The organism is Streptomyces azureus, from assembly GCF_001270025.1.
GTDB classification, from domain to species: domain Bacteria; phylum Actinomycetota; class Actinomycetes; order Streptomycetales; family Streptomycetaceae; genus Streptomyces; species Streptomyces azureus.
Window position 1 is genome coordinate 15849 of the sequence record NZ_DF968235.1, and the last position, 13271, is coordinate 29119.

At 70.3% G+C, this 13271-nt stretch carries 12 protein-coding genes and 1 pseudogene; 6 read left to right on the forward strand and 7 right to left on the reverse strand.

Annotated elements, in window-relative coordinates:
- Nucleotides 1-7: 7 nt before the first annotated feature.
- The 3 genes from modB to AOQ53_RS10655 all read right to left on the reverse strand — a co-directional run bounded on the left by modB (nucleotide 8) and on the right by AOQ53_RS10655 (nucleotide 2195).
- Nucleotides 8-826 carry a molybdate ABC transporter permease subunit gene (gene modB, locus AOQ53_RS10645; protein WP_059416774.1) on the reverse strand — a complete coding sequence of 273 codons (819 nt, stop codon included), beginning with the start codon at nucleotides 824-826 and terminating at the stop codon, nucleotides 8-10.
- 8 nt (nucleotides 827-834) lie between these two features.
- Nucleotides 835-1641 (reverse strand): molybdate ABC transporter substrate-binding protein, encoded by an 807-nt coding sequence (gene modA, locus AOQ53_RS10650; RefSeq protein WP_059416762.1) that lies wholly within the window; start codon nucleotides 1639-1641, stop codon nucleotides 835-837.
- Nucleotides 1642-1799: 158 nt separating this feature from the next.
- Nucleotides 1800-2195, reverse strand: coding sequence for a TOBE domain-containing protein (locus AOQ53_RS10655; protein WP_059416763.1), 396 nt, complete (start codon nucleotides 2193-2195; stop codon nucleotides 1800-1802).
- A 128-nt stretch (nucleotides 2196-2323) separates the two neighbouring features.
- Here AOQ53_RS10655 and AOQ53_RS10660 point away from each other — a divergent pair, with 128 nt between their 5' ends.
- Nucleotides 2324-2920 (forward strand): DUF1707 SHOCT-like domain-containing protein, encoded by a 597-nt coding sequence (locus AOQ53_RS10660; protein WP_059416764.1) that lies wholly within the window; start codon nucleotides 2324-2326, stop codon nucleotides 2918-2920.
- Nucleotide 2921: 1 nt separating this feature from the next.
- Here AOQ53_RS10660 and AOQ53_RS10665 read toward each other — a convergent pair whose 3' ends face one another.
- The gene (locus AOQ53_RS10665) at nucleotides 2922-4901 is read right to left on the reverse strand and encodes an APC family permease (protein ID WP_059416765.1); all 1980 of its coding nucleotides are present in this window, start codon (nucleotides 4899-4901) and stop codon (nucleotides 2922-2924) included.
- Between the two features lie 544 nt (nucleotides 4902-5445).
- Here AOQ53_RS10665 and AOQ53_RS44555 point away from each other — a divergent pair.
- From AOQ53_RS44555 to AOQ53_RS10690, 5 genes and pseudogenes are all read left to right on the forward strand, one after another.
- A pseudogene (locus AOQ53_RS44555) lies at nucleotides 5446-5928 on the forward strand (beta-xylosidase family glycoside hydrolase); the annotation flags it as partial.
- 281 nt (nucleotides 5929-6209) lie between these two features.
- Nucleotides 6210-7502, forward strand: a complete 1293-nt coding sequence (locus AOQ53_RS10675; RefSeq protein ID WP_059416775.1) for an extracellular solute-binding protein — start codon at nucleotides 6210-6212, stop codon at nucleotides 7500-7502.
- Between the two features lie 6 nt (nucleotides 7503-7508).
- Nucleotides 7509-8507, forward strand: coding sequence for a carbohydrate ABC transporter permease (locus AOQ53_RS10680; RefSeq protein WP_059416767.1), 999 nt, complete (start codon nucleotides 7509-7511; stop codon nucleotides 8505-8507).
- Nucleotides 8508-8578: 71 nt separating this feature from the next.
- Complete coding sequence (locus AOQ53_RS10685; protein WP_236711646.1) at nucleotides 8579-9343, forward strand: carbohydrate ABC transporter permease; 765 nt, start codon at nucleotides 8579-8581, stop codon at nucleotides 9341-9343.
- Between the two features lie 91 nt (nucleotides 9344-9434).
- Nucleotides 9435-10499, forward strand: a complete 1065-nt coding sequence (locus AOQ53_RS10690) for an endo-1,4-beta-xylanase (RefSeq protein WP_059416769.1) — start codon at nucleotides 9435-9437, stop codon at nucleotides 10497-10499.
- A gap of 361 nt (nucleotides 10500-10860) precedes the next feature.
- On the opposite strand, the gene AOQ53_RS10695 is transcribed toward AOQ53_RS10690, so the two are convergent.
- From AOQ53_RS10695 to AOQ53_RS10705, 3 genes are all read right to left on the reverse strand, one after another.
- A complete protein-coding gene (locus AOQ53_RS10695) occupies nucleotides 10861-11895 on the reverse strand; it encodes a LacI family DNA-binding transcriptional regulator (protein WP_059416770.1) in 1035 nt (344 codons plus the stop codon).
- A gap of 211 nt (nucleotides 11896-12106) precedes the next feature.
- Complete coding sequence (locus AOQ53_RS10700) at nucleotides 12107-12313, reverse strand: DUF5999 family protein (protein WP_059416771.1); 207 nt, start codon at nucleotides 12311-12313, stop codon at nucleotides 12107-12109.
- Between the two features lie 411 nt (nucleotides 12314-12724).
- On the reverse strand, nucleotides 12725-13271 hold a 547-nt coding region (locus AOQ53_RS10705), incomplete at its 5' end, for a hypothetical protein (RefSeq protein WP_059416772.1).

Sequence of the window (13271 nt, forward strand, 5' to 3'; positions counted from 1 at the left end):
CCAGGGGTCAGGAGGCCGTCATCCAGCGGTCTCGCAGTGCTGCCAGTACGGCAATGGACACCGCCAGCAGTACCAGGCTGAGGGCGATCGCCGCCGCCGGGTCGTTCTGGAGGGCCAGGTAGACCGCCAGTGGCATGGTCTGGGTGCGGCCCGGGAAGTTGCCCGCGAAGGTGATCGTCGCGCCGAACTCGCCGAGGGCCCGGGCCCAGGCCAGTACGGCACCGGCCGCGATGCCCGGCGCGATCAGCGGCAGGGTGACCCGGCGGAACGCGGTGAAGCGGGAGGCGCCCAGGGTGGTGGCCGCCTCCTCGTAGCGCGGGTCGGCGGCCCGCAGGGTGCCCTCCACGCTGATGACGAGGAACGGCATCGCCACGAACGTCTCGGCGAGGACGACACCCGTCGTGGTGAAGGGCAGGGTGATCCCGAACCAGGAGTCGAGCCACTGCCCGATGACGCCGTTGCGCCCGAAGGCGAGCAGCAGGGCCACACCGCCCACCACCGGCGGCAGCACCAGCGGCAGTGTCACCAGGGCCCGTACGAAGCCCCGGCCGGGGAACCGCGTGCGCGCCAGCAGCCAGGCCAGGGGCACGCCGACGACCAGGCTCACAACCGTCGCCGCCGTGGCGCACAGGAGTGACAACCGGAGTGCCTCCCACACCTCGGCGCTCGTCAGCTGCTCCGGGAGGCTGCGCCAGGGCGCCCGTACGAGCAGGGCGATCAGGGGCAGGAGCAGGAACGCCAGGCCGACCAGGGCGGGCACCAGCAGGGGAATCGGCACCGGCCGGGTCCTATTGCGGTGGCGATCGCGGCGGGGTCGGCTCTCCAGGGTGTCGGTCACGGCTTGAGGAACCCGGCCCGGGACAGCACCTTCTGGCCCTCGGCGGACCGCACCAGCGCGATGAACGCCTTCGCCGTCCCGGGGTTGGGGGCGTTCTCGAGCAGGGCGATCGGATAGTCGTTGACGGCCTCGGCCGACTCGGGGAAGTCCACGCCCTCCACCTTGTCACCCGCCGCCCGCACGTCGGTCTTGTAGACGACGGCGGCGTCGGCCTCCTTCAGCTCCACCTTCGTCAGGGCACTCTTGACGTCCTGTTCGTACGAGACGGGGGTGAGCTTCAGGCCGCCGGCGTCCAGCGCCTTCCGGGCGGCGGCACCGCATGGGACGCTCTCGTCGCACAGGACGACCTTCAGGCCGGGCTTGGTGAGGTCCTTCAGGGAGGAGATCCGGTCGGGGTTGCCCGGCAGCGTGGCGATCTCCAGCTGGTTGCGGACGAAGGTGGCCGGCGTGCCCGCCGCGTCCTGCTCGTCCGTCACGATCGCCATGGTCTTGGTGCTGGCGGCGGCGAAGACATCGGCCGGGGCGCCGCCGGTGATGCTGGCGGCGAGGGTGTCGCTGCCGCCGAAGTTGAAGGTGACCTTCGTGCCCGGGTGCTCCTTCTCGAACTGCTTGCCCAGGGTCTTGAAGCTCTCCTCGAGGGAGGCGGCGGCGAAGACGGTGACCGTGCCGGAGGGTTTCGCCGAGGAGGAGCCCGCGCTCGTGCCCGGGTCGGACGAGGAGCAGGCGCTCAGAGTCAGCAGCGCGGACGCGGACGCGCCGGCGGCCTGGAGGATCCGGCGTGTCCGGTGCGCGGAACGGGTCATCTCGGGGCCACTCCCTCTGTGGGCGGATGGAGACGAGCCCACAGGGCCCCTCCGGTACGCCGATCATACTGGTGCATCTGCGAGGCAGGAGATTGCCGTGGCATCGCATGAGCCAGGGCGAGTGGGTCCCTGGGTGTGTATGTGCGTTCCTGAGGTCCTCAGGTCCGGTCGATGTGGACGTTCGTCGACTTCACGCGGGCCGTCGCCTCCATGCCGACCTCCAGGCCCAGTTCCTCGACGGCCTCGCGGGTGAGCAGGGAGACCAGGCGGTGCGGGCCGGCCTGGATCTCCACCTGGGCGGCCACGTCACCGAGCTTGATGGCGGTGACGATGCCGGGGAAGGCGTTCCGTGCCGAGGTGTACGGAGTGTCCTCCTCGGCGGTGCCGGACCTGGCGAGTTCCACCGAGAACGCGGCGAGATCCCGTCCGTCGACGAGCCGCCGCCCGGCCTCGTCGCGGTGGGTGGTGATGCGGCCCGCGTCCGCCCAGCGCCGGGCGGTGTCCGGGCTCACGCCGAGCAGTCGTGCTGCCTGGCCGATCGTGTAGGACTGCATGCCGGTCACGATAGGGGCGCGGGGCGGGAACGGCGGATGCGGGGTTGGCCGTTGGGTATAACGCGATATAGCGTTAGTCGTCGCGTGGGTGGGCCGGGTGCCGCGCCCGGAGAGATCGGGGAGATGTGATGGCGGGGGAGCTCTCGCCTACCGTCGGACCGCTCGAGATGAGGGCCTCGCACGCGGACCGGGACCGGATCGTGGACGTGCTGCGCGTCGCCGCGGGTGATGGCCGGCTGACCTTGGAGGAGCTCGACGAGCGGCTGGAGGCGGCGTTGTCCGCCCGTACGGTGGGCGAACTCGCCGTGCTGACCGCGGATCTGCCCGAGGTGGTGGGCGAGGCTTCCGTCGAGGCCCAAGAGGTCCTCCGGATCGAGCAGGAGGGGTCCTCGACCCGGCGTGGTGAGGGCTGGGTGGTGCCGCGGCGGCTGGAGATCCGGTCGGCGTGGGGCGAGGTGACGCTCGACTTCACCGACGCGGTGATCACCCAGGACACGCTGCACATCGACCTGGACATGAGGGCCGGCGCCCTGAAGCTGCTGACCCGGCCGGGGGTCGTGGTGGACACCGGTGCGTTGGTGACGAACTACTCCCAGATCAAGGCGCGTGGGGCGGCCGACGCCCCGGTCGTGCTGCGCGTTCGGATCGCCGGCGAGATCAACTACGGGCAGATCGTGGTCCGTCCGCCCCGGAGGGGCTTCGGCCGGCGGAGACCGACGGCCTGACTCAGCCCACGTGCACCTTCGGCCGCCGCTTCCGGTCCGGTTCCGCCTCGCGCAGGACCTCGCGGGTCACGGGGGCGACCTCGCCCTGGCCGAACAGGAAGAAGCGCAGGAGGTTGGCGAAGGGGCCCCCTTCGGTCCACTCGAAGTAGATGTGCGGGGTGCGGCCGGTCATGTCGCGGACGTACAGCAGGAGCGCGGCCAGGGCGTTGGGGACGGAGGATGACTCCAGGGTCAGGACGCGGTAGCGGCCGTGGAGCACCTCGCCGCGTACGGTCAGGCCCGCCTCGAACTCGGACGGGTCGGTGACCGTCACCTCGACGAAGACGAAGTCCTCCTGTCCGGGTACGTCGTTGTCGTGCCGTATCTGCTCGATCTTGTCGCGGTACTCAGCGATGTCACGCCGGTCGGGCTCGTTGGCGATGAACCGCATCCGGCGGCTGGCCATGTCCCGGACGAAGCGTTCCGCCATGGGGTCGAGCGTCACGCTGGTCACGCGGAGCTCGAACGACCGGGCCAGCCGTGACAGCAGGGAGACCAGGATGATGCCGGCGATGAAGCAGGCGCCGATCTTCACGCCGTCCGGGCGCTCGATGACGTTCGCGACGGTCGTGTAGAGGAACACCGCGGAGATGACCGCGAAGGCGATGGTCCAGCTCCGCTGCCGGGCCTTGCGGGCGGCGATGGTCACCGCGATCGCGGCGGAGCTGATGAGGACCAGCACACCGGTGGCGTAGGCGCCGCCCTGCGCGTTGACGTCGGCGTCGAAGATCCACGTGACCAGGAAGGCGATCAGGGTGAAGACGATGACCATGGGGCGGACGGCCCTGGCCCAGTGCGGGGCCATGCCGTAGCGGGGCAGATAGCGCGGCATCAGATTGAGCAGGCCGGCCATCGCGGAGGCACCGGCGAACCAAAGGATGGCGATCGTCGAGACGTCGTAGACGGTGCCGAAGGTGTTGCCCAGGTAGTCGTGCGCCAGATACGCCAGCGCCCGCCCGTTGGCCTGGCCGCCCGCCTCGAACTCCTTCTCGGGGATGAGGAGGGTGGTGATGAAGCTGGTGGCGATCAGAAAGCCGCTCATGATGAGGGCGGCCGTGGTGAGCAGCTTCTTCGTGTCGCGGATGCGGCCGGCCGGCCGTTCCTCCGTGTCGTCCGGGTCGCCCTTGACGTGCGGCATCACGGCCACCCCGGTCTCGAACCCGGACAGGCCGAGCGCCAGCTTCGGGAAGACGAGCAGGGCCACGCCGATCATGACGAAGACATTGCCGTGCTGGGTGGTGAGGGCGCCGGCCCAGTCGGTGACCACATGGCCCGCGGTGACTACGTGGTAGAGGCCGACGGCCACCACGACCACGTTGAGCGCGAGGTAGGCGCCCACCAGGGCGACCGCGACGCCGATCGCCTCCAGGAAGCCCTTGAGGAACACCGCGCCGAGCAGCGCCACGAGGACGAGCGTGATCAGCATCTGCTTGTCGTGCAGGACGCCGGTGAGATGCGGGTTCTCCACGAGGTGGGTGGAGGCGTCGGCGGCCGACAGGGTGATGGTGATCAGGAAGTCGGTGGCGGCGAAGCCCAGCAGGGTCAGCACGAACAGCTTGCCCTGCCAGAAGGAGAGCAGCCGCTCCAGCATCGCGATCGAGCCCTCGCCGTGCGGGCTCTCCTCGGCCACCCGGCGGTAGACCGGCAGGGCGCCCGCCAGGGTGACGATCACCAGCACGATCGTCGCGACCGGCGAGAGCAGTCCGGCGGCGAGAGCCGCGATGCCCGGCTGGTAGCCGAGCGTGGAGAAGTAGTCGACGCCGGTCAGGCACATCACCCGCCACCAGGGCCGGCCCTGGTGCGGGGGCTCCGGTTGGGCGTGGGGGCCGGTGTGGCCGCCGTCCCTGCCCATGTCGGACAGGCCCTCCAGCATCCAGGCGCGCAGACGACTGGGTGGAGCGGGCTCCGTTCGGCTCGGTGGCGGGTGCTCAGTGGTGGCCATCGACGTGCTCCCGATGTGCGGTTCAGCGTGGTTCCGGCCGTCACTGGACGGCCGCATCAGCGTAAGCGGAGCGTGATGCGGTGGCCTGTGGATGAGGGCGCTGAGCGCGTCAAGCTTCCGTTAAGACTGGGCGCGGTGGCGGTGGGAGGGAGGCGTGGTGCGTCAAAGCGCGAGTTGAGGGCCCGTTGGGCGGCCACAGAGCCCGCATCCCCGCCTGCGGGCAACGGTCGTGCGCCGGGCGAGAGTTGAACACCCTGCGTGATCGTGCCCGTGTCGGCAGCCGGGCATCGGCCATCTTGTCAGCGGAGCCGGTGACACCTGCAGTGCGGCTTCGTAACGTTCGCCAGATGATCCGAATGTTTCGTCACCGCCGTATCTGATGCCGGCCGAGGGCGGCACCGCACACGGCCGCAGCGTGGGTCGGTCCCGTGCTGGAACGGCACCGGCCCCGGCGGCCTGACTTCCCTTCGGACCCGAGCCGGTTCGCGACGACTTCGACGGCGTCCGCCTCGCCCCGCACTGGCTCTCCGCGCACAGCCGACCGGAGCACTCCTGGTCGCCGGCCGACCGGCCCGGCCGGCTCACGCTGACCGCGACGGGCGACAGCCTGGACAGGCCGGGCCACACCTTCGTCGGGCGGCGCCGGCAGCACCCGGACTGCCGGGTCGCAGCCCGCCTCGACCCAGGAGCGGCACGCGCCGGACTGTCGGCGCGCATCGACCAGGCCCACCACTGCGACCTGAAGGTCGCCGGAGGAGAGGCCGGCGTGATCGCCCGGACCGGTCCGGTGCAGCAGTGCCTCGCCCGGCGCGTGCTGCCGGGGCCGGCCACCCTGGCCGTCGAGATCCGCACGGAGGCCGTCGTTCCGCCCACTGTCACCTCCACGGGCCAGGACGCCCGGCGTCCGGGCCGGCGGCCCGACACTCTCGTCTTCTCGCTTTCTCGCTCGGCGAGGGCGACCCGCTCACCGAATGCGGCGGCCGTTACCTGGCCACAGAGGTCGTCTGAGGTTTTGCGGGACGGGTGATCGGCATGTACGTCACCGAGGGCAGCGCGGCCTTCGACTGGTTCGAGTACGCCCCCGCCTCCGCCCGACCGCCCTTTCCGGAAGGCGGCGGAGATCTACGGCTCGGCCGAGCCTCCCTCAAGGCCCGTGCGTCGGCGGCAGATTCACCGCGTACAAGGGGTTGCCACCGTTTGGCGGCTGTCTCTAGGGTGCGGCATCAACGAAGCTTTCTGGATCTGTTCCGAAACTTTCGATCCAGTGGACGGACGCGGGAGCGCCGTCCCGTACCCAAGGAGCGCATGATGGGCGACCCGGCACTGTCCCGCCGCGGCTTCCTGGCGGCCTCCGCCGCGGCCGGTCTGGGGATGACGGCACTGACCGCATGCGGCGGGGACTCGGACGGAGGGTCGTCGGGGACGACCACGATCGAATGGTGGAACATCTCCACCACCGAACCGGCCAAGGGTGTCTGGGCCGCCCTCGCCCGAAAGTTCGAGGCCCAGAACCCCAAGGTCAAGGTAAAGATCGTCCAGCTGGAGAACGAGGCCTTCAAGTCGAAGATGACGGCGCTGACCTCCTCCGGGAAGCTGCCCGACATCTTCCACACCTGGGGCGGCGGCGTCCTCAAACAGCAGGTCGACGCCGGACTCGTCGAGGACCTCACGGACCGCACCAAGCCGTGGGGCGACGCCCTGCTCCCGGTCGCCAGGGAGCCGTACCTGATCGACGACAGGGCCTACGGCATCCCCTTCGACATCGGCATGATCGGCTTCTGGTACAACAAGGCGCTCTTCGACCAGGCCGGCATCTCCGAGCCCCCGACCACCTGGAGCGGCTTCCTCGACGCCGTGCGCAAGCTGAAGGCCGAGAGCATCACCCCCCTCGCCCTGGCCGGCAAGGAGAAGTGGCCCGGCATGTACTACTGGGCCTACCTGGCGATGCGCACCGCCGGCGCCGAGGCGCTCCAGAAGGCCTACGACGACAAGGACTTCACCGGCGCCCCCTTCGTCGAGGCGGGGCGGCACCTCGAGGAGCTCGTCCGGCTCCAGCCGTTCCAGAAGGGCTTCCTCGGCGCCGCCTACTCCAGCCCCACCGGCCAGGCCGCCACCGTCGGCAACGGCAGGGCGGCCATGGAACTCATGGGCCAGTGGGCGCCCGTGGTGCAGGCCGACCAGGGCAAGGGCCTGGGAAAGAACCTCGGTTTCTTCCCGTTCCCCGCGGTCGAGGGCGGCAAGGGCGCCATCACCGAGGTGTTCGGCGGAGGCGGCGGGCACGCCCTGCGCCGGGGCGCCTCGCAAGAGGCCGTCGACTTCCTGAAGTTCTTCGCGTCCGAGGCCACCGACCTGGAACTGGTCAAGAAGACCGGCGTCCTGCCCGTGGTCCCGGCGGCCGAGAGCGCCATCGCCGACCCCAACATCAAGGCCGTACAGGAGCAGTTGAAGAAGGCCACCGGCTTCCAGCTCTACCTCGACCAGGCGTACGCGCCCGCCGTCGGCCAGGAGGTCAACGACAGCGTCGCCGCGCTCATCTCCGGCTCGAAATCGCCCGAACAGGTCGCCCAGTCGATCACGAAGACCGCGAAGGAAGAGCAGTAACCGGCGATGACCTCCACCTTCCTGCCGGACGAACGGACCGGCCGCGACGCCGGGCCTCCGCCCCCGGCCACGGACCCGTCACGCAGCCGGGCCCGGCGACGGGCGCTGAACTGGCTGACCGCGGCCGGCTTCCAACTGCCCGCCCTGGTGCTGTTCATGGGGCTCGTACTGCTGCCGATGCTGTTCGCGCTGTACGCCGCGTTCTTCCGCTGGGGCGGCTTCGGCATGCCCTCCGACTACATCGGCGGCGAGAACTTCACCCGGCTCTTCCAGGACGAGGTCTTTCTGGGCGACTTGTGGCGCTGCCTGGTCCTGGTGGTGCTGTCGCTCGTCGTCCAACTGCCGTTCGCGCTCGCCATGGCCGTCCTGCTCAACCAGCGGATGCGCGGCCGGGCGGTGTACCGGATGCTGTTCTTCGCTCCGTACGTCCTGTCCGAGGCCATCACCGGAATCCTCTTCGGCATGATCTTCGCCCCGGACGACGGCTTCGCCGACCAGGTCCTCGGCAAGGTCGGACTGGACGGGCTGGGCGGGGAGTGGTTCGCCGATCCGTCCACCGTGATGGCGACCCTGTTCCTCGTCATGACGTGGAAGTACTTCGGCTTCCACATGATGCTGTACCTGGCCGGGCTTCAGGCCGTCCCCAGGGAGCTGACCGAGGCGGCTCTCATCGACGGGGCCGGCGCCTGGCAGCGCTTCCGCAACGTGACGCTGCCGCTGCTCGCGCCCACCCTGCGCATCAGCGTCTTCCTGTCGGTCATCGGGGCCATCCAGCTCTTCGACCTGGTGTGGGTGACCACCGCGGGCGGACCGGACCACCACTCCGAGACCATGGCCGTGACCATGTTCCAGTACGGGTTCAAGCGCTACCAGGTCGGCTACGCCAGCGCGATCAGCGTGGTCATGTTCGGCATCAGTCTCGTCTTCGCCCTCGCCTACCAGCGGTTCGTGCTCCGGCGCGACCTGGAAGGGGCCACCACGACCATGCGGGGAGACGGAAAGTGACGCACAGTCGGACATCCCGCAGGGGCAGGAGTCTCCCTCTGCACCTCGTCCTGGTCCTCGTCGGCGCGGTCATGGCCGTCCCCCTGCTCTACGCCGCGCTCTCCGGTTTCAAGTCCACCGACGAACTCTCCCGCAACCCCGTCGGTCTGCCCGAGTCGTGGGTGACCTCCAACTACACCCAGATCCTCGGCTCGGGGGACTTCTGGCGGCTGATCGGCAACAGCACCCTGATCGCGGTCGGCACGACCGTCCTGGTCGTCGCGGTCTCCGCCCTGTCGGCCTTCTCCTTCGCGCGGTTCGCCTTCCGCGGCCGGGAGGTGCTGTTCACGCTGTTCACGATGGGGCTGATGTTCCCGTTCGCGGTGGCGGCCCTGCCGCTGTTCCTGCTGCTGCGCTCCCTGGGGCTGCTGGACAACCCCCTCGGCGTGATCCTCCCGCAGGCGGCCTTCGGGCTGCCGATGACCATCATCATCCTGCGCGGCTTCTTCCGGCAGATCCCCGGCGAGCTGGAGGAGGCGGCGACGCTCGACGGATGCAGCTCGTTCGGCTTCTTCTGGCGGGTGCTGCTGCCCATGGCGCGGCCCGCGCTCGGCACCGTCTCGGTGCTGGCGGTTGTCACCAGCTGGAACAACTTCTTCCTGCCGCTGCTGGTGTTCACCGACGCCCAGTGGTGGACGCTGCCGATCGGCGTGCAGCAGTTCCAGGGGCAGTACTCCGCGCAGTACGCCAAGGTCTTCGCCTATCTCGTGCTGGCCATGGTCCCCGCCCTTGCCTTCTACTCGGTCGCCGAGCGTCAGCTCGTCGGCGGCCTCACCGCCGGCGCGACGAAGGGCTGACGCGCCCGGCGGACGTACGGCTCACCCTCCCCCAAGCTCTCGGCTTCGCTCGAGCAGGGGGAACCCCATTTCGATCGTGAGGAGTCGCACCATGCGCAAGACCGCTACACGGCTCAGATTCGCCGGGGCGCTCGCCGCCGCGCTGATGCTCGGAGGCATCGCCACCGGGCCGACTGCACAGGCGGACGAGCGGCACGGCAAGGAACCCACCCTCGCCGACCTCGCCCAGCGCCACGGCCGCTACTTCGGCAGCGCCACCGACAACCCCGAGCTCGTCGACGAACCGTACAAGGCCCTGCTCGGCTCCGAGTTCGACCAGATCACCCCCGGCAACGGCATGAAGTGGTACGCGACCGAGCCCCAGCAGGGCGTGTTCGACTTCTCCCAGGGCGACGAGATCGTGAACCTCGCCCGTACCAACCGGCAGAAGGTGCGCGGCCACACCCTCGTCTGGCACAGCCAGCTGCCCGGCTGGCTCACGGAACGGGAGTGGGCGGCCCCGGAGCTCAGGGCCGTGCTGAAGAAGCACATCCAGGCCGAGGTACGGCACTACCGGGGCAAGGTGTTCGCCTGGGACGTCGTCAACGAGGCGTTCAACGAGGACGGTACGTACCGCGAGTCGGTCTTCTACAAGACGCTCGGGCCCGGTTACATCGCCGACGCGCTGCGCTGGGCGCATCAGGCGGATCCGCGCGTCAAGCTGTACCTCAACGACTACAACATCGAGGGGATCGGCCCGAAGAGCGACGCGTACTACAAGCTGGCCAGGGAACTGAAGGCCAAGGGCGTCCCGCTGCACGGCATCGGCCTCCAGGCCCATCTGGCCCTCCAGTACGGCTATCCGACGACCCTGGAGGACAACCTCCGCCGCTTCTCCCGGCTGGGCCTCGACACATCGCTCACCGAGGTCGACATACGGATGCAGCTGCCCGCGACCGAGGAGAAGCTGGCCCAGCAGGCCGAGTGGTACCGGGATCTGACCGAGGCCTGCCTGGCGGTGCGCCGCTGCGTCGGCATCACCCTCTGGGATTACACGGACAAGTACTCGTGGATCCCGGCGTTCTTCCCTGGCGAGGGCGCGGCGCTGCCGTGGGATGAGCAGCTGGCCCCCAAGCCTGCGTACTTCGCGCTCCGTGAGGCACTCGGAGGGAGGTAGCGGGGGCTCGGGCGACCTGCCGTAGGGGCGCTGTGCGGGTCTCGCGGGGCGAGTCGGTTTGGGCGGGCGGTGGGGGGCCCGGCCCTGGGCCGGGGGACTGTCACCGGTGTTGGGTTCGCGCCCTCGCACGCTGGGCCGCGCCTCGCCTCGGTGCCGGGCTCGTGCTCTCGGGGTCTTCGTCGGTGCCGGGCTTGTCCTCTCGGGGTCTTCGTCGGTGCTGGCTCGGGCGTTTCTCCGCGGTGTCGGACCCGCGCTCCGCCGTCACACCTCGGTGCCGGGCCCGCGCCCCGGCGCCAGCCCGCGCCCCTGGCCGGCCCCCGGCGCCCCGACCGGGCGGAAGCCGCCTGGTCGGGCGGGTTGGTCAGGTTCGCCCCGCCGGAGGCGCCGTGCTGGCCCGGATCACCAGGGCCGTGCCCAGTTCCACCCGCGGTGAGTCGGGCTGTTCGTCGCGGGTGAGTCCGAGGACCGTGCGGACGGCCAGTTTGCCCATGTCGGCCAGGGGCTGTCGGACCGTGGTCAGGGGCGGAGCCGACCAGCGGACTTCCGGAAGATCGTCGAAACCGACCACGCTCATGTCCTGTGGCACCCGCAGCCCGCGTCGGCGCAGTGCCTCGATCGCGCCGAGCGCCATCTGGTCGCTGGCCGCGAACACCGCGGTCGGCGGCTCGGGCAGGCCGAGCAGGGCGTAGCAGGCGGTGAAGCCGGACTCGGGGCGGAAGTCGCCGGGGACGACGAGGGACTCGTCCATCGCGATGCCGGCGCCCTCCAGCGCCGCGCGGTAGCCGTCCAGCCGGGCCCGGGAGCACAGCAGCCGCGGCGGGCCGGCGATCAGGCCGATCCGGCGGTGGCCGAGGGACAGCAGGTGCTCGGTGGCCGCCATGCCGCCCGACCAGTTGGCGGCACCGATGGTGGGCGCCTCCAGGGTGGGCGAGCCCGCCGGGTCGACGACGACGAGCGGGACGCCGAGAATGCGCAGTTCCTCGTGGAGCGTCGGCTCCAGGGCCGAGGTGACGAGGATGACGCCGTCGGAGGCTCTGGCCCGGAGGTTGCGCATCCACTCGCGGGCGTCGCCAGAACGCCCGTGGATGGCCGACACCACCGTGCCGACCCCGGCCGCGTGCGCGACCTCCTCGACCCCGCGGATGATCTCCACGGCCCAGGGGCTGTCGAGGTTGTTGAAGACCAGGTCGAGCAAGGCGGCACGGGTGCCCGGGGCCGCGGGGCGCTTGCGGTAGCCGTGGCGGCGCAGCAGGTCCTCGACGCGGGCCCGGGTCTGCGGTGACACGTCGGACCGGCCGTTGACGACCCGGGACACGGTCGGTACGGACACGCCGGCCTGCCGGGCGATCTCCGTGATCGTGACCTTGCCCCCGGACGCGGCCTCACCTGGTGCCACTTGCCCCACCTCCGTCGACGGGTGACCCCGAAACCTCCAGGAGTCTTCCGGAAAACGGGCATCTGTGGAAAGGCCGTGCGAGCCATGAACAGGGCGTCGCGGAAGGTGACGGCGAGTGACAGCACCCGGACACGCGTCGGGGCCGGTTCACAGGGTGTCCTGCGGCCGGCCCCTCATGTCTGCGGGCGGTACGTCACGCCGCCCGGCGGCCTCAGGCGGCCGTCATCACCTGGCTGGAGGCCAGCGGACGGTGCGGGGCGATGACCCGGCCGTCCGGCAGGAGTTCGCCGGTGTCCTCGAAGAGCACCACGCCGTTGCACAGCAGGCTCCAACCCTGCTCCGGGTGGTGCGCCACGAGACGGGCGGATTCCCGGTCGGCGGATTCGGCTGACGGGCACGGAGTCTGGTGCTGGCACATGGGTGGGATCTCTCGCTGTGTCGTGATGGATGGGATGACTGAGTCGGCTGTCGTGTCTGTTCCGCGGCTGGAAGTGTCGTTCATGGCCGCCCCCCGTTGTGATAAGTCGTCGGAACCCAGTGTTGCCCTACGGGCGTCGATCCGCAGGGATTTCGCGGCACGGCTTCTCACAGGTTCATGACGCATCACCCGCGCGGACGGTTCAGCCCAACTGGACTGTCACTTCGGATGGTTCGTGGTGGCCTAATAGGGCTAGTCCGAACGGGCAGACGGTCCATTCCGGCTCGTACGAGCCATTAGACGCTCGTACGAGCGAACTCATGGCTGTGCTCGTCCGAGCGGGAAAAGAAAGGGGCGACCCCGCCGCCGGGAATTCGACGACGGGGTGCGGAGAGCTTCGGGGTGCGCGCTTCAGGCGGGTGAGCCGAGCAGTCGCGTGGGAGCCACCCGGTGGGTCAGCACCGGGAGCAGTTCGGCGACGCGGTGCGGGCGGTGGGCCGCGATGCCGGGAGGTGCGGGGGCCAGCGGGACGAGCAGGTCGGTGGCGGCGGGATGGCCGACGGCACCGTCGGCGGAGCAGTCCTCGTGCAGCCAAAGCGTCAGCATGTACAGGCTGGGTACCGACAGCAGGCGGGGCTGGTACGGCTGCGGCATCGCCTCGGCCTGGCGCAGGGCGCGCTCGGTGGAGGTGATGTACGGGCCCTCGAAGAAGCGGGAGAAGGCCCAGCCGTCGGGAGTCAGCATGGTCTCCGCCGCGGCCACCGCGCGGTCGCCGCAGCGGATCAGGAAGCGCCACCCGGCCAGCCGGGTGGCCGACACGCCCTCGGCCGTGACCCGGTCGAGGACGTGGACCGGCAGGGGGAGCTCGGGAGTGGCGGGTCCCTGGGCGCGGAGCAGGGAGGGAGTTCGGGCCTCGCGAACCGCGGTGGGGGAGGAGAGCGCAGTGAGGACGGAACGG

Coding starts and splice junctions, on each gene's coding strand:
- modA (WP_059416762.1), bottom strand. CDS start 1,641: ATGACCCGTTCCGCGCACCGGACACGCCGGATCCTCCAGGCCGCCGGC.
- AOQ53_RS10655 (WP_059416763.1), bottom strand. CDS start 2,195: ATGCAGTCCTACACGATCGGCCAGGCAGCACGACTGCTCGGCGTGAGC.
- AOQ53_RS10660 (WP_059416764.1), top strand. CDS start 2,324: ATGGCGGGGGAGCTCTCGCCTACCGTCGGACCGCTCGAGATGAGGGCC.
- AOQ53_RS10665 (WP_059416765.1), bottom strand. CDS start 4,901: ATGGCCACCACTGAGCACCCGCCACCGAGCCGAACGGAGCCCGCTCCA.
- AOQ53_RS10675 (WP_059416775.1), top strand. CDS start 6,210: ATGGGCGACCCGGCACTGTCCCGCCGCGGCTTCCTGGCGGCCTCCGCC.
- AOQ53_RS10680 (WP_059416767.1), top strand. CDS start 7,509: ATGACCTCCACCTTCCTGCCGGACGAACGGACCGGCCGCGACGCCGGG.
- AOQ53_RS10685 (WP_236711646.1), top strand. CDS start 8,579: ATGGCCGTCCCCCTGCTCTACGCCGCGCTCTCCGGTTTCAAGTCCACC.
- AOQ53_RS10690 (WP_059416769.1), top strand. CDS start 9,435: ATGCGCAAGACCGCTACACGGCTCAGATTCGCCGGGGCGCTCGCCGCC.
- AOQ53_RS10700 (WP_059416771.1), bottom strand. CDS start 12,313: ATGTGCCAGCACCAGACTCCGTGCCCGTCAGCCGAATCCGCCGACCGG.